At 42.2% G+C, this 20490-nt stretch carries 15 protein-coding genes, 1 rRNA gene and 1 other annotated feature; of the genes, 1 reads left to right on the top strand and 15 read right to left on the bottom strand.

All coding sequences use genetic code 11. From position 1 onward, the window contains the following. The 13 genes from opp4A to guaB form a co-directional block, all read right to left on the bottom strand. Window positions 1-1746, bottom strand: coding sequence for an oligopeptide ABC transporter substrate-binding protein (gene opp4A, locus G476_RS0102975; RefSeq protein ID WP_026688776.1), 1746 nt, complete (start codon window positions 1744-1746; stop codon window positions 1-3). Between the two features lie 48 nt (window positions 1747-1794). After that, the gene (locus G476_RS0102970) at window positions 1795-2778 is read right to left on the bottom strand and encodes an ABC transporter ATP-binding protein (RefSeq protein WP_026688775.1); all 984 of its coding nucleotides are present in this window, start codon (window positions 2776-2778) and stop codon (window positions 1795-1797) included. Then, a complete protein-coding gene (locus tag G476_RS0102965) occupies window positions 2775-3788 on the bottom strand; it encodes an ABC transporter ATP-binding protein (protein ID WP_026688774.1) in 1014 nt (337 codons plus the stop codon). The genes G476_RS0102970 and G476_RS0102965 overlap by 4 nt, the downstream gene beginning before the upstream one ends. A 673-nt stretch (window positions 3789-4461) precedes the next feature. Beyond that, a complete protein-coding gene (gene opp4C / locus G476_RS0102960) occupies window positions 4462-5379 on the bottom strand; it encodes an oligopeptide ABC transporter permease (protein WP_026688773.1) in 918 nt (305 codons plus the stop codon). A gap of 12 nt (window positions 5380-5391) precedes the next feature. Next, window positions 5392-6357: an ABC transporter permease gene (locus G476_RS0102955; protein WP_026688772.1), complete on the bottom strand. Its 966-nt coding sequence runs from the start codon at window positions 6355-6357 to the stop codon at window positions 5392-5394. Between the two features lie 74 nt (window positions 6358-6431). Further along, window positions 6432-8267, bottom strand: a complete 1836-nt coding sequence (locus tag G476_RS0102950; RefSeq protein ID WP_026688771.1) for a peptide-binding protein — start codon at window positions 8265-8267, stop codon at window positions 6432-6434. 96 nt (window positions 8268-8363) lie between these two features. Beyond that, window positions 8364-9350 carry an ABC transporter ATP-binding protein gene (locus tag G476_RS0102945; protein ID WP_026688770.1) on the bottom strand — a complete coding sequence of 329 codons (987 nt, stop codon included), beginning with the start codon at window positions 9348-9350 and terminating at the stop codon, window positions 8364-8366. Beyond that, a complete protein-coding gene (locus G476_RS21150) occupies window positions 9307-10299 on the bottom strand; it encodes an ABC transporter ATP-binding protein (RefSeq protein WP_051314630.1) in 993 nt (330 codons plus the stop codon). Before G476_RS21150 ends, G476_RS0102945 begins: the two co-directional genes overlap by 44 nt. Before the next feature lie 664 nt (window positions 10300-10963). After that, window positions 10964-12238, bottom strand: coding sequence for a serine--tRNA ligase (serS, locus tag G476_RS0102935; RefSeq protein ID WP_026688769.1), 1275 nt, complete (start codon window positions 12236-12238; stop codon window positions 10964-10966). Between the two features lie 280 nt (window positions 12239-12518). Continuing rightward, window positions 12519-12742, bottom strand: a binding site (T-box leader). Window positions 12743-12785: 43 nt separating this feature from the next. After that, window positions 12786-13370 (bottom strand): pyridoxal 5'-phosphate synthase glutaminase subunit PdxT, encoded by a 585-nt coding sequence (gene pdxT / locus G476_RS0102930; RefSeq protein ID WP_026688768.1) that lies wholly within the window; start codon window positions 13368-13370, stop codon window positions 12786-12788. Between the two features lie 16 nt (window positions 13371-13386). Next, window positions 13387-14271, bottom strand: a complete 885-nt coding sequence (gene pdxS, locus G476_RS0102925) for a pyridoxal 5'-phosphate synthase lyase subunit PdxS (protein WP_026688767.1) — start codon at window positions 14269-14271, stop codon at window positions 13387-13389. 268 nt (window positions 14272-14539) lie between these two features. Further along, on the bottom strand, window positions 14540-15931 hold the full coding sequence (locus G476_RS0102920; RefSeq protein ID WP_026688766.1) for a D-alanyl-D-alanine carboxypeptidase family protein: 1392 nt from the start codon (window positions 15929-15931) through the stop codon (window positions 14540-14542). A 234-nt stretch (window positions 15932-16165) separates the two neighbouring features. Continuing rightward, window positions 16166-17623, bottom strand: coding sequence for an IMP dehydrogenase (guaB, locus tag G476_RS0102915; RefSeq protein ID WP_026688765.1), 1458 nt, complete (start codon window positions 17621-17623; stop codon window positions 16166-16168). A 150-nt stretch (window positions 17624-17773) separates the two neighbouring features. On the opposite strand from guaB, the gene G476_RS0102910 reads away from it, so the two are divergent. Further along, window positions 17774-18712 (top strand): YaaC family protein, encoded by a 939-nt coding sequence (locus G476_RS0102910; protein ID WP_026688764.1) that lies wholly within the window; start codon window positions 17774-17776, stop codon window positions 18710-18712. A 45-nt stretch (window positions 18713-18757) separates the two neighbouring features. Here G476_RS0102910 and megL read toward each other — a convergent pair whose 3' ends face one another. Beyond that, window positions 18758-19960 (bottom strand): methionine gamma-lyase, encoded by a 1203-nt coding sequence (gene megL / locus G476_RS21145; RefSeq protein WP_035186040.1) that lies wholly within the window; start codon window positions 19958-19960, stop codon window positions 18758-18760. A 312-nt stretch (window positions 19961-20272) separates the two neighbouring features. Continuing rightward, window positions 20273-20389, bottom strand: a 5S ribosomal RNA gene (gene rrf, locus G476_RS0102900). Between the last annotated feature and the right edge of the window lie 101 nt (window positions 20390-20490).

Below are 20490 nucleotides of genomic sequence, written 5' to 3'. Positions count from 1 at the left end.
TTATTGCTCTCTGTACCATAGGTGGGAATCACGAGTTGCGTCACGCATAAATGGTGATACTCCGCCTACTTCAGAATTAATGGCATAGATATCTGTTGGAGAGAACATTGGAATGATTGGTAGCTCTTCATTTACAAGCTGGTGCCATTCAGAATAAACTTCAGTTCTGTAATCAATATCCATCGCTTCTTCACTTAAACCACGCTCAATTAATTCTTCAGACTCATCGTTAGACCAACGTGAGAAGTTCCAGAAGTCATCTTGCTTCCAAAGACCAGTTGGATCCGGGTCTGGTGATAATCCCCAAGCACCCATGAATAGGTCGATGTCTGCGTCATCTTCTTCAACCAAGTCATAGAAAAGGTTCATTTCATAAAGTCTTCCATCTTGTAAGCTAGCGTTAATTCCAACCTCTTGCAAGTTACGTACAATAAATTCTGCTCTTGGCTCAGCGATATCTGTACCGCTCATCGCCATAAAGTTAACAGTGAACTCTTCACCGTCCGGATCTTCTCTCCATCCGTCATCATTTGTATCTACATACCCTGCTTCTTCTAACAATTGTTCAGCTAGTTCTGGATCGTAGTTGTAATCTACAAGATCAGCTTCATCTGGGTAAGCCCAAGAAATAACTGATTCAGGTGCGTTAATCACTTGACCGTAGCCTTCGCTGAATGAATCAATGATGGTTTGGCGATCAATAGCATGAGCAAATGCTTTTCTTACATTTTTATCAGCGAACTTAGGGTTATCCATCTGTACTTGCTCGCCGTCCCATTGACCTAACTTAAAACCAATGTAGCTATAAGAAAGAGCTTCAACATCTTCTAATACTACTGATTCGTCACCTTCAACTTGAATTGCTTGGCTAGGTGGTAATTGAACAATGTCAATTTCACCTTGCATCATAAGTTCTGCGGCCATAGCACCGTCAACCACTTTGTATACTACGCTGTCTAGGTTAGGTGCACCTTGCCAGTAGTCTTCGTTCGCAACTAGTTCTACTTGCTCACCAGGTACGATGTTTTCCACTTTGTATGGACCTACACCGATAGGGTTACGTCTTACTTCATCAGCGTCCTCTAGGTCTGCTACTGCAATTCCATCATAATGAGCTTTTGGAATTGGGTTAGTCCAAAGGTTTAGTAATGTGTTTGGACGTGGTTCAACAACTGTTACTTCAAGTGTGTGGTCATCAACAATATTGATTCCTTCGATTTCGTCAGCTTCTCCTGCACGATACTCGTCAGCACCAACAATCATATTTACGTTAGAATAACGTGTTCCAGTGTAGTCTGGGTCAGCAATAACTTCCCATGCAAAAGCCATGTCTTCAGAAGTCAATTCTTCACCATTGTGCCAGTAAACACCTTCTTGAATGTTAAACGTAATAGTTGTTCCTTCTTCGTCAATTTCCCAATCAGCTAAGTGAGGCTGTGGCATTAATTCTTCGTCATACGTAATTAAACCTTCTGTGATAAGGTTTAGAAGTACACCATCATTCGCTCCACCGTAGTGTGCGATATCAAAGATACCTTCAAAGGCTTGAGTGTAACCGTACGTTACCGTTCCACCTTGTGGTACATCTCCTTCAGCTGTTTCTTCATCAGAACCCTCTTCGTCCGTTCCTTCTTCACCAGCGTCAGCATCTGACTCAGCTGGCTCGTCTGTGTCTCCTCCACAAGCTACTACGAAAATGGAAATCGAAAGTAGCATTGCAAGAAGCAGCAATAATGATTTTCTCATGTGATAAATCCCCCTTAAAATTGTGTGTTTAACTCAGTGAAAAGTCGGTTAATCGTAAAGTAAGCACGAAACGCGGTGCTCCCGATTCACCTCCTTCAACTGAGGCTTACTCTCACTACATTGTGGCATCGCTTCTGGACAGCGTGGATGGAACGGGCAGCCGACAGGTGGATTCTGCGGACTTGGCACGTCACCTTTTAAGATAATTCGTTTACTTTTGTTCCTCGGATCAGGCATTGGAATCGCAGAAATCAAAGCTTTCGTGTAAGGGTGCATCGGATTGCGATACAAGTCTTCGCCATCCGCCACTTCCACTAAGTTACCTAAATACATAACCCCGATGCGATCACTCATATGTTTAACAACACTTAAATCGTGGGCGATAAACAATAATGTAAGATCAAATTCTTTTTGTAGACTTTTCAACAAGTTTAATACCTGTGATTGCACAGAAACATCAAGTGCTGAAACAGGCTCGTCCGCTACAATCAACTTTGGCTTTAAGGCAAGGGCCCTGGCAATGCCGATACGCTGTCGCTGACCACCTGAGAATTCATGAGGATACTTAAAATAAGCATCTTCCGGTAACCCTACTTTTGTAAGCAGGTCCATCACTTCATCACGTACCGCTTTCTCTGATACTTTACGGTAGTTAATAATAGGTTCTGATACGATGCTTCCTACCATCATCTTCGGATTCAAAGAAGCATATGGATCTTGAAAGACCATTTGAATGTCTTTACGCATGTTTCGAAGTCTTGACCCATAAATATTTGTAATGTCTTGCCCTTCGAAAAAGATCTTCCCGCTTGTTGGTTTGAACAATCGAGTGATCGTTCGGCCTGCTGTAGACTTCCCGCAGCCCGACTCCCCTACTAAGCCAAATGTTTCTCCTCGCTTCAATTCAAACGAGATATTATCTACTGCTTTTACATCGCCTATTTTGCGGCGAAAGAAACCACCGCGTACAGGATAATATTTTTTTAAATCTTTTATTTGTAGCAAATGTTCTGACTTTTGTTTTTGCGTCATGATCTCACCTCCGTTTTTGCTCCAGGCTGACTTGTTTCATAAAGAAGGCAGCGAACGGCGTGACCTTTGTTTGTTTCCCCGAGCTGAGGATCAATCTGTTTACACTCTGGCATAGCAGAAGGGCAACGATCGACAAATCGGCAGCCTTGCTGTGGCATGTTCTTTAAAGACGGTACAATTCCTTTAATGGTGTTTAACTCATCTACTCGCTCTTCCATTTTAGGAATGGAATCCAACAACGCCCTTGTATATGGATGTTTTGGATCGTGGAAGATTCGATCTACATCCGATTGTTCGACGACTTGTCCGGCGTACATGACAACAACCTTGTCCGCCATTTCAGCAACAACGCCAAGATCGTGAGTGATCATTAAAACAGCCATACCTTTATCATCTTGAATTTTCTTCATTAACTCCAAGATTTGCGCTTGTACGGTTACGTCCAATGCCGTTGTCGGCTCATCTGCAATTAAAAGAGCCGGTTCACAAGCAATTGCGATTGCAATCATGACACGTTGACGCATCCCACCAGAAAGCTGATGAGGATATTCATGAACAACCTGTTCTGATCTCGAAATCCCTACATCTTTAAGTAGTTGAATACTTTTTTTACGAACTTGCTCTTTTGATGCTTTCGAGTGATTCAAAAGGACCTCATCTAATTGAAACCCGATCGTAAGTACAGGATTTAACGCTGTCATTGGCTCTTGGAAAATCATACTGATGTCTTTTCCACGTACACGATTCATTTCTTTTTCTGATAAATCGGCTAGATTCTTTCCGTTGAATAAAATCTCACCTTTATCAATTTTCCCATTGTGTTTAGGTAGTAACTTCATAACCGATAAGGACATTACACTCTTACCGCAACCTGACTCCCCAACTACACAAACGACTTCTTTCGGATTGACATCAAAGGATACTCCTTTTACTGCATGATGAAATTCACCACCAATATCAAAACCCGTATGTAAGTCTTTTATCTCTAAAAGAGCATGGTTTTTGCTCATAGGATATCAAACCCTTCAATATTTTCTGAAAATAATAATTAGTTTAATAGTAATATAGTATTAAAACCTATGTCACGATTTATTTCATTTTCAAGTCCCTAACTCAATTGGAATCTCTTTGTAATTATTTTAATTGTCAGATAAATAAAAGTAAAGAAAATTTAATATGAAGATACTTCCATTTCCTTTGAAACCCAATGGTACTAAGGGTTTATAAGAAATTATTTTTTTAACATTTTTTTATTTCTAACAATTATTTCGAAATAATTATGACCAGACAGATTCCTTTCCTTTGCCCTTCTTTTTTAAGATCTAGACAGATAAAAGTCTTAGACTCTCTTAAACAAGAAGTCCTATTCTTCAGCCTTCCCCTTTGTATCTACTTCAATGGTTAGGAAATCTCAATGATATAAAACGAGACTTTTTTACAGTTCACGGAATATTATACACGGATTACATACTCTACGCATGAATTTAATTAAATTTTTTTACAATTTAACGGTCTTTTTTCTTAAAACACTCCATATTACCTACAAAATATAACATAAAATTACAAAAATAACGGTCGTTCACTCGTAAATTTACTTTGTCCCTTTAAAGTGACATACACTTCATTTCATTTATATTCATAAGAAAAAGCTGCCTGATATTCAGGCAGCTTCTCTTTGTGATTTTATTGGTTACTTTTTGGATCGAACGCATCGCGAAGTCCATCACCGATAAAGTTAATGGCTAGCACCGTAAGTAAGATCGCCAATCCTGGTGGAACCCATGTTTCCCAGTTGTTCTCTAGGATTCGAAGACTGTTAGCTTCGGTAATCATGTTCCCCCATGTTGGTGTTGGCTGTGGAATTCCGAAACCGATAAAGCTTAGTCCGGATTCCAAGATGATCATCGTTGCCATCATAAGTGTCGCGTTAACGATGATTGGTCCTACTGCGTTCGGTAAAAAGTGCTTAAAAATGATTCTAAAATCGGATGCTCCGATCGAGCGTGCACCAAGTACATATTCCTTCTCGCGAAGAGACAAGAATGTGGCTCGGATAATCCTCGTCAAGTTTGGCCAGGCTGTCACTGCAATGATCGTAATAAACAAGGTTATGGATACCGACTGAACAATGGCGATGATTGTTAAAATTAAAAGCAAGAACGGTAAGATCATCATCAAGTCCGTTGCTCTCATAATGAGTCCGTCAACCCATCTACCATAGTATCCTGCTAGAGATCCGAGTATCACTCCGATTACTACCGTAAACAACATGGCGAAAAATCCGATTGTTAAGGAAACTCTTGCGCCATAGACGAGTCTGGAAAAGTTGTCTCTTCCCGAACTATCTGTACCAAGCCAATGCTCAGATGACGCTTTTGCTTCAATATTGTAATAGTTGTGAGCTGTTGGACTGTGCGGTGCAATGATATCTGCAAACGCAGCCACAATAATAAAGAATGCTAGTACGACAAGCCCGGCAATTGCAAGCTTATTTCTTAAAAACCTCCGCATCGCCAGTTGAAAAGGGCTTAAGCTTTTTTCTGCTTCTGTTTTTGCTGGAGGAACAGCCGTTCCTACTTGTTGATTTGATTGTGTTTCCATTTAGCTTTCACCTCAATCGTAGCGAATACGCGGATCGACAACAGCATAGAAGATATCCGCTAAAAGATTTCCAAGTAATATCGTTACAGCAAGAATTAAGTTGATTGCCATTATTACCGGATAGTCCCGATTACTAATGGAGTTTAGGAATAACGTTCCAATACCTGGATAGTTGAAAACCGCTTCCGTAATAACAGCTCCACTGAGCAAGAATCCGAATTCAAATCCGAGTAACGTAATAATTGGAATAAGTGCGTTTCTAAGCGTATGCTTGTACAACACTGAATTCTTCGTAAGTCCTTTTGCATGGGCGGTTCGAATGAAGTCACTACCTTTGATTTCTAGAATTTCGGTACGCATATACCTCATGTATACAGCAGTACTGGCCAGGCCTAATGTAAATCCAGGTAACACCAGGTGTCTGAGTTTATCTACAAATAGTTCGAACCCGCTTAACCCCACGGCCGAGGTGGTTCCTTGTGCAGGAAACCAACCAAATTGGAAGCTTAACAACCAAATGGCGAGTAATCCGGCAAAAAAGTTCGGTGTGGCCAGACCTAAAAAGGCAAAGGTCGTAGCTCCATAATCAAACAATGAATACTTTCTTTGTGCAGAATAAATTCCAATCGGGATCGCAACTGCCAACGTAACAACAAGAGAGAATATAGCTAAATAAACGGTGTTCATAACCCTCGCTTGAATCAAATCCATAACCGGTCTGTTCGCATATTGCATAGACGTTCCAAGATCTCCTTGGGCAACAGCTGAAAGCCAGTTCCAATATTGAATATGAATCGGATCGTTTAAGCCAAGAGCTTCTCTTCGTTGCTCCAACACTTCGTGTGGAATATTAGGATCCAACATCTCACCTGATAACACATCTCCGGGAGCTGCTTTAGCTAGTCCGAAAACAAGAACTGTGACAAGGAAGAGCATCGGAATAAACTGCAATACTCGACGAATGATATATTTGTGCATTCAAAATTCCTCCCACCAGGTAAAAAGTAAGTGTGCGACCGAGGGCCGCACACCTCTTTACCATGACACTACAATTATTGTGCTAAATACCAGAGGTGAGAATCTTGGTAGATTCCAGCTGGCAATTCTTTTACGTTTTGTAAAGCAGAGTTATAAGCATAGATGTTGTCAGCAGAGTATAGGAATACCATTGGTACCTCTTCAGATACGTGGGCAGCCCAATCGTTATATACTTCTGCACGGTAGTCTTGCTCAAATGCATCCGGTGCAGTTACAGCTTTACGGATTAACTCATCAGATGTTTCATCGTTCCAACGAGTGTAGTTGTAAGCTGCAGTGGATTGCCAGATTCCCGCAGGGTCCGGATCACCAACAGCAAGGCTCCAACCAGCTAGGTAAAGATCAAAGTCATTGTTATCTTGCTCAATTGCGTCAAAGTGAGGACCAGCTTCACGTGGTTGACGAAGGTTAACATTGATTCCAACTTCACCAAGCTCATCAGCGATGATTGGAGCTGTACGCTCACGCACTTCGTTTCCAGTTGGGTAGTCAAGGTTAAGAACCCACTCGTTACCATCTGGATCTTCACGCATACCGTCACCAGTTACGTCAACATATCCAGCTTCATCAAGAAGTTCGTTTGCACGGTCTGGATCATAAGGATACTCAGTTACAGCATCCGGGTCATAAGCCCAAGAAGCTTCTGGGAATGGAGCTTCCATTACAGAACCAAGGCCATAAAGAAGTCCGTCTACAATCCCTTGACGGTTGATTGCACTTACAATTGCTTGACGTACACGTACGTCAGATAGTTTTTCGTTTTCTACCCAGTTGTCAGGGTTGATTGTTCCACTTTCAACATCTTCCGTTGTACGGTGGTGGAACTTGAAGCCCATGTACTGATAACCAAAGTCTTGTGTTTCAAACGTTGTGATGTTCTCAAGACCATCAACACGCTCAAAGTCTGAAGCAGGTACACCGTTAGGCTCAGCGATCATGTCAAGCTCGCCACTCTCAAGTAGGCCAGGCATTACAGATTGCTGAATGACACGCCAAGTGATGCCATCAAGGTATGGCGTTCCTTGCCAGTAATCTTCAAAAGCAGTAAGGACATATTGCTCTCCTTCGATCATGTCAGAAAGATGGTAAGGTCCAGTACCTACAACTTCACCAGCATCACGAGAAGCGCTAGAGTCTGGAATCTCAGAGATTTCCATACCTTCAAATGGGTGAGCAGGTACAATGATAAAGCTTGTATCAAAAAGCATTTTGATGTTTTCTTCTTCATAGTGGAATGCTACAGTGTGGTCGTCAATGACTTCTACACCTTCAAATACGTCAGTTTCACCATTTACATACTCTTCATAACCTTTTAATCCAACTACGTAGTTTGTACGAACTCCACCAGTAGCAACGTAGTCAGGATCAGCGATTGTTGCATAAGTAAAGTAAACGTCATCAGCAGTGAAATCTTCACCGTCGTGCCATTTTACACCTTCGTTAAGGTGGAATGTGATTGTAGTAAAGTCATCGTTAATTTCCCAATCGTGGGCAAGGGATGGCTCATATTCTAGTTCTTCATTAAGTTGAACTAGGGATTCGTGCGTGAAGCTTAAGATGTTAGCTTCATAAGCATCGGAGTAGAATAATGGGTTGAATTGGTGACCTGGAGCAGAATACATACCCGCAGTGATTGTTCCACCTTGTTGGGCTTCTCCTGAATCTCCTTCTTCAGCATCATCATCTTCTTCTGTTGCATCTTCACCATCATCTTCAGTTGCATCGTCTTCAGTTGCAGTATCATCCTCTTCCGTATCACCGGAAGCTTCTTCGTCGTCACCACATGCAGCCAATACAAACACAAGTGATAAAGACAAGATTAACATAAGCCAAAATTTACTAAACTTCATGATTGTGTTACCCCCTTAATATTTTTAAAATTACAAAAACTCAAAACCCAAAAATCTCCTCTCCCTTACCTCACCTCCTTAAAGCGCCTTCGTTCTTTATTTTTCTTTACTGTATAAGTGACAAGCGACGTATTGACCTTCACCTTGATCGACCAACTCGGGACGTTCAACTTTACAACGTTCATGCGCTTCAGGGCATCGTGTATGGAATGAGCACCCAGTCGGTGGATTCGACGGACTCGGAAGCTCCCCTTTTAACTTGATCTTCTCTCGTCTCCTCGTGACATCGGGAACGGGTACAGAAGATAACAACGCCTTTGTATAAGGGTGAAGCGGATTATCATAAATGAGCTTCTTTGGACCGATTTCTGCCATTCTACCTAGGTACATTACACCTACTCGATCAGAAATATGTTTAACAACACTCAAATCATGGGCAATAAACAAATAAGTAAGATCAAATTCTTCTTGAAGGTCTTCCATCAAGTTTAAAACCTGAGATTGAACCGACACATCAAGAGCGGATACTGGCTCGTCTCCGATGACGAACTTCGGATTCATACTAAGCGCTCTCGCGATTCCGATCCGCTGTCGTTGACCTCCTGAGAACTCGTGAGGATATTTCTCTCTTGCTTCAGCAGGCAATCCGACTTTGTGAAGAAGGTCGATTACTTTTTGTTTGCGATCTTTTTTTGACATTGTTTTTTGGACAACCATCGGCTCTTCAATGATTTCACCGACACTCATTCTAGGGTTAAGTGAAGCAAACGGGTCTTGAAAGACCATCTGCATGTCCTGACGATACTTTCTCATCTTGCTTTGTTTAAGGTCACCAATGCTGTTTCCTTCAAAGATTACATCGCCTTCAGTAGGATCCAGAAGGCGTAAGATCGTACGACCGAGCGTAGACTTCCCGGAACCGGACTCGCCTACAATCCCTAACGTTTCACCTTTATAGACATCAATGCTAATATCATCAACAGCTTTGACGTGACCTACTGTTCGTTGAAGGACTCCCCCTTTTACAGGAAAGTACTTTTTAAGATTTCGTACTTCTAATAGCTTCTCTCGATGTTGTTCCATGACTTTGTCCTCCTTCTCCACTCAATGGCTCGTAGAGATAACAACGCACTTTGTGTTTTGATTTTGTTTCTAATAACTCCGGATTGGATTCACGGCAGATATCCATGGCGTGTTCACAGCGAGGTGCGAATCGACAGCCTTGTGGGAATCGGTGTGCCGGGGGAACTTGTCCTTTAATCGACTCCAACCGCTCTACGTCTGCATCGATATTCGGGATGCTTCCCAAAAGCCCTCTCGTATATGGATGTTGCGGATCTGTAAACAGCTCATCCGCTCTTGCTTCTTCTACTATTTGACCGCCGTACATAACCATAACCCGGTCCGCTACTTCAGCTACGACACCCAAGTCGTGCGTAATGAGTAGAATAGAAGAATCGAACTTTTCCTTCATATCTATCATAAGGTCCAAAATTTGCGCTTGAATCGTTACATCCAGTGCCGTTGTCGGCTCATCTGCAATGAGTAGTTTCGGATCGCAACTCATGGCGATGGCAATCATGGCACGCTGACGCATCCCACCTGATAACTGGTGAGGGTATTCATTCACAATATCCTCGGCCCTTGCAAACCCAACGATTTTGAGTAGCTCAACCGCTTTTTTATAGGCTTGTTTTTTTGTCATCTTTTTATGTTTGATCAGAGTCTCTGCAATTTGGTTTCCGATTGTAAAAACAGGGTTCAACGAAGTCATTGGCTCTTGGAAGATCATACCCATGTCGTTTCCTCGGACTTTTCTCATTTCCCCATCCGATAACGAAAGTAATTCTTTCCCGTCCAACTTGATAGAACCTTCAAGAATTTTACCTGGAGGTTCCGGTATCAACCTCATGACAGATAGAGAGGTAATGCTTTTACCACTCCCGGACTCTCCTACTAAAGCCAGCGTCTCTCCACGATCAATATAAAAGTCTACACCATCAACCGCTTTCGCTACCCGGTCACCTTCCATGTAAAAATACGTTTTAAGGCCTTTCACTTCTAGTAAATGCTCACTACGCTGCACAAGCTCACCCCATCTTTTTCCCAGTAGCTCCGTCTTTTTATATCAAAATAACAGATTTGATATAAAGTGATAGTTTATACAGATATGAGTATAAATTTTCTAAAGACATTCAACCGGTAAATCTATGTATCAGACATATCTCTATTTAATGACATTAATGTATCATATAGATAACAACAAGTACAGAGTTTTCTAAAAATTTTTTATCTTTAAATACTTCGGAAATCGAAGGTATTGGAATAATTATGATATAGATGCTGTCGTATATTTATAATTTATGCGACTTTTTGCACTGTTTTGTAAATTAAAATTCAAGTTTATGAATAAAAATTTATATGTTACATCTCCTTACAATCAATTCAATATCTCTTTTTCGACATCGGCTTTTCTTTTCTTCTATGTCTTTATGACTAGTTGATTTTCCCCTTGAATGCTTCTATTTATAGGTTTCACTTTGGTATGCTAATATGAGAAATTGATTTTCGTTAATATTTTCTTAATAAAACATAGCAGGTAGCACAATAGACTCACCTTTCGTATAAACATGAGTTTTATATTCCTATAAAAATAGACCTCCAACGAGATCCTGCTCGTTGGAGGTCTATTGTATTTACTTAATCACTTCTTTTCCACCCATATACGGTCTTAACACTTCCGGAATGATGACACTTCCGTCTTCTTGTTGGTAATTCTCAAGAATTGCAGCGACAGTTCTGCCGATCGCAAGACCAGATCCATTTAGTGTATGAACGTAATCCGTCTTTCCTTTTGCCTCTGGACGGAAACGGATGTTGGCACGACGAGCTTGGAAAGATTCAAAGTTACTGCAAGAAGAGATCTCTCTGTATGTTTCATAACTTGGGATCCATACTTCAATATCGTACTTCTTGGCAGCTGTAAAGCCTAGATCTCCCGTACACATGTTCATCACACGGTATGGAAGGTTTAAAAGCTGAAGAATTTTTTCAGCATGAGAAGTTAAAAGCTCCAGCTGCTCATAAGACTCTTCTGGCTTTACAAAACGAACAAGCTCGACTTTGTTGAATTGGTGTTGGCGAATTAGCCCTCTTGTATCTCTTCCAGCAGATCCAGCTTCAGAACGAAAGCACGCGCTATATGCTGTGTATGCAATCGGAAGCTGATCTCCGTCAATGATTTCATCACGGTGCATGTTTGTTACAGGCACTTCAGCTGTAGGAATCAAGAAGTATTCTTCTTCTCGGATTTTAAACGCATCTTCTTCAAACTTCGGCAGTTGACCGGTACCTGTCATGCTGTCGCGGTTTACCATATAAGGAGGCATCACTTCTTCGTAACCATGCTCGTCTTCGTGAAGATCCATCATAAAGTTGATCAGAGCTCGCTCCAGTCTCGCACCTTGTCCTTTGTAAAAAACAAAGCGGCTTCCTGTCACTTTTGATGCTCTTTCAAAATCTAAAATTCCTAAGTTAGTGGCAAGATCCCAGTGAGGCTTCGCTTCATAGGTGAAGTTCGGAATCTCTCCCCATTTACGAGCTTCCTGGTTGTCATCTTCATCGGCACCCACCGGAACACTTTCATGAGGAATGTTCGGGATCGTTAACAGTAGTTGCTCAAGTTCCTGATCAACAGTACGAAGCTTGTCATCAAGCTCTTTGATCGTTGTAGACACTTCTTTCATTTCTTTAATTAAATGATCGGCATCTTTTTTCTCTCGTTTTAATTGGGATACTTCTTGAGAGACCGTATTTCTTCGGCCTTTGAGCTCTTCTGTTTTCTGGATGAGCTCTCTTCTTGTGACATCTAGCTCCTCAAAGCGATCAAGGTCACTAATGTCTTCATTTCTGTGAGCTAGTTTTTCTTTAATGTTTTCAAAGTCTTTACGCAGCAGTTTTACATCTAACATGCGTGATTCCTCCTCTTATTTTAAGCTGGTTTCGGATTGATTCATTCGGATAAATATCCTCTTCATTTACTTACAATGTTGTTGAAGCCTATGCTCCCTTCGCTATCCGTGGCGGTGCTGGCAAGCCTCCTCGGGCGAGGCCCTGTGGGGTCTTGCCTAGCTCCCACAGCCACAGGAGTCTCGGGGCTTCGGCTTCCTTCTAACTTGTTTTATAGCAGCATCCGAAAACAGCAGTAATAACAGTGAAAGGAAATGAGAACACAAAAAACCCCCGTCCCCTAATAGGGACGAGAGTTCACCCGCGTTGCCACCCTTGTTGAAAAAAGGCATTCTAATCCTCTTTTCCACTCATCGTTTGTAACGGCCGACGAGACCGAGGTAATCTACTCGTGTTCAACTACCTGACTCCGGGATGGATTCTCGAAACGGTTTTGATCGGTTTGCAGCACCACCGACTCTCTGGGCAAAACATGCTTCGTTACTTTTTCCCTTCACTGTCGTTCAATATAATTTGTATTCCTATCATAACCGATCGGAGAGTTTTTAATCAAGCAAGGACTTGATTTTTTCTCACCATCTGTACAAAGTACTGATGCATACGATCATCATCTGTGAGTTCAGGGTGGTAAGAGCATGCAAGGAATTGACCTTGTTTCGCCGCCACAATGTCCCCTTCGTACTCACTTAAAACCTCTACTGAAGGACCAACCCGTTCAATGATCGGCGCACGAATGAATACCCCGTGGACATCTTCGCCTACACCGTTCACATTCAAGGCCGTTTCAAAACTCTCCCGCTGACGACCAAAGGCATTTCGCTCGACTGTCATATCCATCACTGCAAGGTGAGGATCGTCTTGTCCTTTTATTTCCGTCGCCATTAGGATCGCTCCCGCGCAAGTCCCAAACATCGGTTTGCCTGATTCTGCAAAGGCTTTTAATGGTTCAAAAAAATCGTATTTATCAATGAGACGTCGCATTGTCGTACTTTCACCGCCCGGAAAAACAAGGCCGTCAAGCTCGTCCAACTGCTCTGTCCTTTTTACAACAATCACGTTTACATCCGATGCTTCAAGAGCTTTCGCATGTTCACGAACGGCTCCTTGAAGAGCTAAAATTCCAATGTTGATCATGATGTCGCTCCTTTACTTACCAACCGCGCTCCTGCATACGATCTTTTGCTTCAAGAGTTGAAATTTCGATCCCTTTCATAGCAGAACCAAGACCTTTTGAAAGCTCGGCAATCAGTTTGTAATCTTCATAATGCGTAGTCGCTTCTACAATAGCACGTGCAAAACGCTCAGGGTTGTCGGATTTGAAGATACCAGAACCAACAAATACCCCATCAGCACCAAGTTGCATCATAAGCGCTGCATCTGCAGGTGTTGCTATGCCACCGGCTGCAAAGTTTACAACAGGGAACTTGCCTGTGCGCTTGATTTCCATAAGGACATCATACGGAGCACCTAGGTTTTTCGCTTCTGTCATAATTTCATCTTCGCTCATGCCAACCACTTGTTTGATCTGAGACTGCATCATACGCATGTGACGAACCGCTTCTACAATGTTTCCTGTTCCTGGCTCACCCTTTGTACGAATCATGGAAGCCCCTTCTCCAATACGACGGGAAGCCTCTCCAAGGTCTCTCGCTCCACACACGAACGGCACTGTGTAATCACGTTTATTTAGGTGGTAAACCTCGTCAGCAGGTGTGAGTACTTCACTCTCGTCGATGTAATCAACGCCCATCGCTTCAAGTACTCTTGCTTCCACAATGTGACCAATACGCGCTTTCGCCATTACAGGAATACTTACTGCATTTGTTACTTCTTCAACGATTGATGGATCGGCCATACGGGCAACCCCACCTGCAGCGCGGATATCTGCGGGCACACGCTCAAGTGCCATTACGGCAACTGCGCCTGCTTCTTCTGCAATCTTAGCTTGCTCCGCGTTAATGACGTCCATAATGACGCCGCCTTTTTGCATTTCTGCCATCCCACGTTTTACTCGATCTGTACCTGTTTGTTTCATTGTGAATGATCCCCCTTCGAGATTACCTTAAATTTCAAATAATTCGGATTCTGATTATCCTTATCTATTATAACGGAAAACACCCCAAAATATCGATGGAAAAGAATTAGGAAATAACTAGTATTAAAACGACCTCTAGCGTTCAGCTACCCTTACCAATCGTACAAAGCATGTCACATAAAAAGAGTTACTAACTTAGTCCGTATCATTTTAAAATAAAGCCCGGCACATTACGCGCGCCGGGCATCATTATTTATGAACAACTGTATTAAAACCAACCAGTTACAGTATCGGAAACAGACGTCCATACGCCTGCAAAGAATCCACCAATACTTCTAAAGAGTAATGAGAACCATCCGGCTCTCTCTACCGCCTCGTCAGTAACGATGTTTACACTGGCACTTCCTTCACCGTCAAGGAATCCAGGATCATTCTCATCCCCAACTACGTGGAGCTTACCTACTACTTCCCCAGCTTCAATCGGTGCTTGTAGTTCACCATTTTCATTCAATAAAGACTCGTCCCATTCAACTTCATAAGAGTAGTTCTCTTCTTGACCGTTACGAATCATAAGAGATACAGCTTCCTCGGTTGAAACAGCTACCTGGCTTTCTTTCCCTTTAGACACAGGTACGGTTTCTTCTCCTTCAGCTGCCATTCCTTCAGGAAAGAGTTCTGTTGTTGAGAATTGATTAAATCCCCACTCCATCAATCGTTGTGTTTCTTGGAAACGATGGGCTTCAGAATCTGCACCCATGACAACGGAAATTAGACGTTTACCATCTCGTTCAGCTGTTCCTGTAAACGTATATCCGGCTGCATTCGTAAAGCCGGTTTTCAAACCATCTGCATATTCATAATCAAGATCGGCATACATGGTTCCTTCGATCATCCAGTTCCAGTTTTGCATACGGATTTCATCTGATGTTCCTTCTTTGAACATCTTCTCAGGAATACTTGCTGTATCCAACACTTCAGGATAATCATTTACCAAGTGAAATGCTAATGTTGCTGCTGCGCGAGCTGACATGTAGTTATCATCGTTAGGCTCGGTTCCTTGAGGGTAGTTGTCCCCAAGTAAGCTGTTCGGTAAGCCTGTTGAGTTAACAAATTGAAAGTCCCCTACACCTTGCTCAAAAAGACTTTCAAGATCTCCGCTCCCTGCTTCGCGCATCGGTTCACCCATCCCGATGTCTTTTGCTCTTTCGTTCATTTTTTCTACAAAAGCACCTTCAGAACCGGCGATTAATTCTGCTAACGCCATTGTTGCCGCATTTGCTGAGTAAATCGCAACTGACTCATACAACTCTTTTACCGAGTAGCTTTCGTCCGTACGAAGCATCACATTTGATAAACTCCCACTATGGGACAGAGCAGCATTTTGATTGCTAATCGGTACTTCTTGGTCCCACGAGATGTCTCCATTGTTGACCGCTTCCAAAATCAAATATTCACTCATCATTTTTGTCATACTTGCCGGTGGCAAAGCTTGATCAATATTTTTGGCCAATAAAATCTTACCTGAATCGGCATCCAATAAAATTGCAGTCTCAACCCCTGGGTCATAGCCTGCTTCAGCTGAATCTGCGAATGTGAACACACTCGAGAACAGGAGCACAAAAGCCATAAACGACATTACAGTTACTTTAAACTTCCCCATTTTCTCTTCCTCTCCTTGATGCATAACTATTTATAATAAACGTGCGCGTTCAAGAATACATGCTAAGTAGTAAAACCAATCTCCCCCCAAAATCAAGAGAGGCTATGCTATCACTTCTATTTCGATCTTGAACCACCGTTACGACGTGAGTAACAACCGTCATTTTACCACATAAGAACATAAAAAAATAGATAGGGGAGTCCCCTATCTATCTATATCTTTCTACCTATTTCCTTAAAGGGAATAGTTTGGTGCTTCCTTCGTAATTTGTACATCATGAGGGTGACTTTCTTTTAACCCCGCATTTGTAATGCGAATGAAGCGACCGTTATCTTGTAAGTCTTGAATCGTCGGTGTTCCGCAATAGCCCATACCAGCATTGATTCCACCAACAAGCTGATGGATCGTATCACTAAGTGGTCCTTTATAAGGGGTACGTCCTTCAATTCCTTCCGGTACAAGCTTTTGTTCACCTTCTTGGAAATAGCGGTCTTTACTGCCTTTTTCCATAGCTCCAAGAGAACCCATACCTCGGTAAACTTTAAACTGACGACCTTGGAAGATCTCTCGTTCACCTGGGCTCTCTGATACACCAGCAAGAAGACTTCCGAGCATCACAGCATGTCCACCGGCAGCAAGAGCTTTTACAATATCACCGGAGTATTTAATACCTCCATCTGCAATAATCGATTTCCCGTGCTTACGCGCTTCTGTAGCACAGTCATAAACAGCTGTAATTTGCGGTACACCAATTCCCGCCACGACACGAGTGGTACAAATAGATCCTGGTCCAATTCCCACTTTTACGATCGTTGCTCCAGCTTCAATCAAATCACGTGTCGCTTCTGCAGTCGCCACGTTACCGGCAATAATATCAAGGTCCCGATAGGCTTCACGAACTTCACGCACTTTATCCAACACACCTCTGGAATGACCGTGAGCAGTGTCGATAACTAAAACATCGATCCCAGCCTCTACTAGAGCCTCTGTACGAGATTCAGAATCTCCGCCGACACCAACAGCTGCCCCGACCACTAAACGACCGGCACTGTCTTTTGCAGAGTTAGGGAACTCAATTGCTTTTTCAATATCTTTAATTGTAATAAGGCCTTTTAACACACCGTCATCATCAACCAAAGGAAGCTTTTCAATTTTGTATTTCTGCAACACGCTTTGAGCTTCGTCCAACGTGGTTCCTACAGGAGCTGTTACCAAATTGTCCTTCGTCATCACTTCGCTAATCTTAATAGAATAATCATCAATAAAGCGAAGGTCACGGTTAGTTAAAATCCCTACTAGCTTCTGGTTTTCGTCTGCAATCGGTACACCTGATATACGGTATTTTGACATTAAATGCTCTGCGTCAAATACTTGATGATCCGCAGACAAATGAAACGGGTTTGTTATAACGCCATTCTCGGAGCGTTTTACGCGATCAACCTGTTCGGCCTGCTCTTCAATCGACATGTTTTTATGAATGATTCCTAGTCCACCAGCACGTGCCATTGCAATAGCCATAGCCGCTTCTGTTACAGTATCCATTCCCGCACTGATAATCGGAATGTTAAGTTGCAATTTATCGGAAAGCTGTGTTTTCACGCTAACATCTCTTGGTAAAACTTCTGATCGAGCCGGCATTAACAGGACATCGTCAAACGTTAACCCTTCTTTACCAAACTTTTCCTCCCACATGAACGTACTCCTCCTTAATATTTTCCCAAAATATTATTAGTAGCTTAACAAGTGGACACACTACTGTCAAGAAATATTGCCAGGTTCCAAAAGTTACCCAATCCTACTTGTGTTCTTATTTCCAGCGTCTTTTACAAAGGAGTCAAAGCCATGACATCACATCCCTTTTTACTCCCTTTTCAATCCATTGATTACGTAAAATCATTTCTAGCTGAAAAGTATGAGGAACTAGGTGTCCCAAACGCCGGTACTCTTGCTTATAAAAACGGCTATCCCTTTTTATATTATCTTGAAATGGGAAAACAATACGTCAGTCAGTCAGAGATTGCCCCTCTATCAACACAGCCTGTTCTTTTATTTTACGGCTGTGTTCAATGGATGAAAGCAACACTACTCACGGTAGATCCAGAATACCCAGGCACGACACAAGTCCTTGCTCACGGTGTAACGGCCCGAAAGAGAAAAAAACAAGATTATTCGTTTTTGGAAGATGAAGTAAAAGTTCAAAAAGAAGGTCTTTTTCCATACTTTTCTGAACAGATGTTTCATGTGAAACAATTAACTGGAGAGAAGTACAAATTAAACCATGTTCTAAAGCGTATTCCTGCAATGGCGGGCCTATTTGAAAAACTATATGGATCAAAGCCTCTAACTGAAGTCACCTTTTCAGATGACCATGTTACCATCCCCACTTCCACTCTTGGTCATTTAGAGATGGAACTGCCACGATTTCTTGCTTTACTAAAGGAGTCGAACATACGTGCTGAGGGAGAGGTGAAAGATCAATGTGCAGTGATTTCAAATGGACGAATAATCTCTTCACACCCTTACTTGATCCTACAAGACGGCGAACGCTTTTATTTGCCTAATGACCGCGACTCTTATCTCCCCCTGCCCGAGCTATTAGCGCATTATGTGATTTTATACAACTTAAGCATGATCTGTCGATACGAAACAGAATGGTGGTGCGAACTTCTCCATTCCTTCTCGTCAAACGACTTCCCGTGCATTGAACATTTCCTTACTATATCAAAACAAAAGCTTCCTTCTCTGTTTGAAGATTTACTTACAGGGAGGACAAAAAAATAGCCAAGACCTTTAGCATTGAGATAAGATCTTGGCTTTATATTTGTATTACTTAGATGGTGTAAACTCACTAGCCGTTTTTTGAAGGGCTTGGGACAGATCCTCCCAAATGTCTTCAACATTTTCAAGCCCTACGGATAACCGTAACATGCCTTCTGTGATTCCCATCTCCAGTCGTTTTTCTGAAGGTACAACCGCATGGGTCATTGTAGCGGGATGTTGAATTAAAGATTCTGCATCCCCAAGACTCACTGCTACTTGTACCATCTTCAAATGATTCATGAAGGATTGAGCTTCTTCCTTACCTCCTTCAATTTCAAATGTGATTAGACCCCCAGGCTGCTTCATTTGTTTTTCAGCTAACGTAAATTGTGTATAGTCAGGATCACCTGGGTATACGACAGATTTAATCATCGGATGCATCTTCAACTTCTCATATAACCCTTTAGCATTGCTACAGTGACGATCCATACGTACAGATAATGTCTTTAGCCCTCTTAGTAATAGCCAAGCATCAAAAGGCGCCATGACCCCGCCCATATCTTTTAACGTTGTCCCCCGAACAACTTGCATAAATGCAGCCTTACCTACAGCTAATCCTGCAATGACATCTCCATGTCCGCAAATGTATTTTGTTGCACTGTGAATGACGACGTCTGCCCCTAACGTTAGTGGCTGTTGTAAGTAAGGAGAGCAAAAGGTGTTATCTACGACTACTGTGACACCACTCTCCTTTGCAACTCGGATAACCATCTTCAAATCAATCAGCTTCATAGTAGGGTTGATCGGTGTTTCCACATACAGAACTTTCGTATTCGGTTTAATCCGGTTACGAATCGTATCCTCATCACTCATTTCAATAAAATCATGCTCAATCCCATATCGATCATCGACTAACTGTAAGAAGCCATAGGTACATCCATACACACCTTCTGAAACAAGGATATGTTCTCCATGTTTGACGAGGGCAAGTAAGATTGAAGAAACAGCTGCCATTCCGGAAGCAAAGGCGACTCCTTCTTCTCCTTCTTCTAAATCAGCAATCGCTTTTTCGAGGATCGCTACTGTTGGATTTCCTAATCTTGAATAAATGTAACCGCTTTCAATTCCAGCAAAACGAGCTTCCCCTTGTTCCGCTGAATCAAATGTAAATGTAGATGTTTGATACAATGGCGGTGTTAAGCTGCCATAATGTTTCTTCCGATCATATTCTCCGTGTATTAATCTTGTTTCGAGCTTCTTTTTCTCCATCTCAAGTCACATCCCCTTTTTTTATCTCTTTCCATTATACTCTCTCATGGAAAACCGTGAAATAGCTTTGTAGAAAGACACTGCGGTGGTGCTGTGATGAGGAGAAGAAGTAATTTGAACAGAGTGATTGAAGCGGATGGGGGGCGAAATTGATTAAAGGTTGTGCTAACTCGACTAAAGCCGCAGCTAACTCGTTTAAAGGTAGAACTAACTCGACTAAAGCCACTACTAACTTGATTAAATCCCAAGTCCACAGTGTCCCAGTCCACACAAAAAAGCACCCACCAAAAGGTGAATGCTTTTTCTCATGTTGCCTAGCGACGTCCTACTCTCACAGGGGGAGAGCCCCCAACTACCATCGGCGCTGAAGAGCTTAACTTCCGTGTTCGGCATGGGAACGGGTGTGACCTCTTCGCTATCGCCACTAGACAAATATGAAGTTAGAGAGATGTTCTCTCAAAACTAGATAACAGCTTCGACACTCTTCACAGAGTTTCGTTAGAAGACTAAACAAACATCAATTTTTGGAT

This window comes from Alteribacter aurantiacus DSM 18675, assembly GCF_000429705.1.
Lineage (GTDB): Bacteria > Bacillota > Bacilli > Bacillales > Salisediminibacteriaceae > Alteribacter > Alteribacter aurantiacus.
Note: the sequence above shows the minus strand (reverse complement) of the source record. Positions and strands in the feature narration are given on the sequence as shown.

Excerpts from the sequence above, each read along its gene's own strand:
- opp4A (WP_026688776.1), bottom strand. The coding sequence starts at position 1,746 with ATGAGAAAATCATTATTGCTGCTTCTTGCAATGCTACTTTCGATTTCC.
- G476_RS0102970 (WP_026688775.1), bottom strand. The coding sequence starts at position 2,778 with ATGACGCAAAAACAAAAGTCAGAACATTTGCTACAAATAAAAGATTTA.
- G476_RS0102965 (WP_026688774.1), bottom strand. The coding sequence starts at position 3,788 with ATGAGCAAAAACCATGCTCTTTTAGAGATAAAAGACTTACATACGGGT.
- opp4C (WP_026688773.1), bottom strand. The coding sequence starts at position 5,379 with ATGGAAACACAATCAAATCAACAAGTAGGAACGGCTGTTCCTCCAGCA.
- G476_RS0102955 (WP_026688772.1), bottom strand. The coding sequence starts at position 6,357 with ATGCACAAATATATCATTCGTCGAGTATTGCAGTTTATTCCGATGCTC.
- G476_RS0102950 (WP_026688771.1), bottom strand. The coding sequence starts at position 8,267 with ATGAAGTTTAGTAAATTTTGGCTTATGTTAATCTTGTCTTTATCACTT.
- G476_RS0102945 (WP_026688770.1), bottom strand. The coding sequence starts at position 9,350 with ATGGAACAACATCGAGAGAAGCTATTAGAAGTACGAAATCTTAAAAAG.
- G476_RS21150 (WP_051314630.1), bottom strand. The coding sequence starts at position 10,299 with ATGGAAGGTGACCGGGTAGCGAAAGCGGTTGATGGTGTAGACTTTTAT.
- serS (WP_026688769.1), bottom strand. The coding sequence starts at position 12,238 with ATGTTAGATGTAAAACTGCTGCGTAAAGACTTTGAAAACATTAAAGAA.
- pdxT (WP_026688768.1), bottom strand. The coding sequence starts at position 13,370 with ATGATCAACATTGGAATTTTAGCTCTTCAAGGAGCCGTTCGTGAACAT.
- pdxS (WP_026688767.1), bottom strand. The coding sequence starts at position 14,271 with ATGAAACAAACAGGTACAGATCGAGTAAAACGTGGGATGGCAGAAATG.
- G476_RS0102920 (WP_026688766.1), bottom strand. The coding sequence starts at position 15,931 with ATGGGGAAGTTTAAAGTAACTGTAATGTCGTTTATGGCTTTTGTGCTC.
- guaB (WP_026688765.1), bottom strand. The coding sequence starts at position 17,623 with ATGTGGGAGGAAAAGTTTGGTAAAGAAGGGTTAACGTTTGACGATGTC.
- G476_RS0102910 (WP_026688764.1), top strand. The coding sequence starts at position 17,774 with ATGACATCACATCCCTTTTTACTCCCTTTTCAATCCATTGATTACGTA.
- megL (WP_035186040.1), bottom strand. The coding sequence starts at position 19,960 with ATGGAGAAAAAGAAGCTCGAAACAAGATTAATACACGGAGAATATGAT.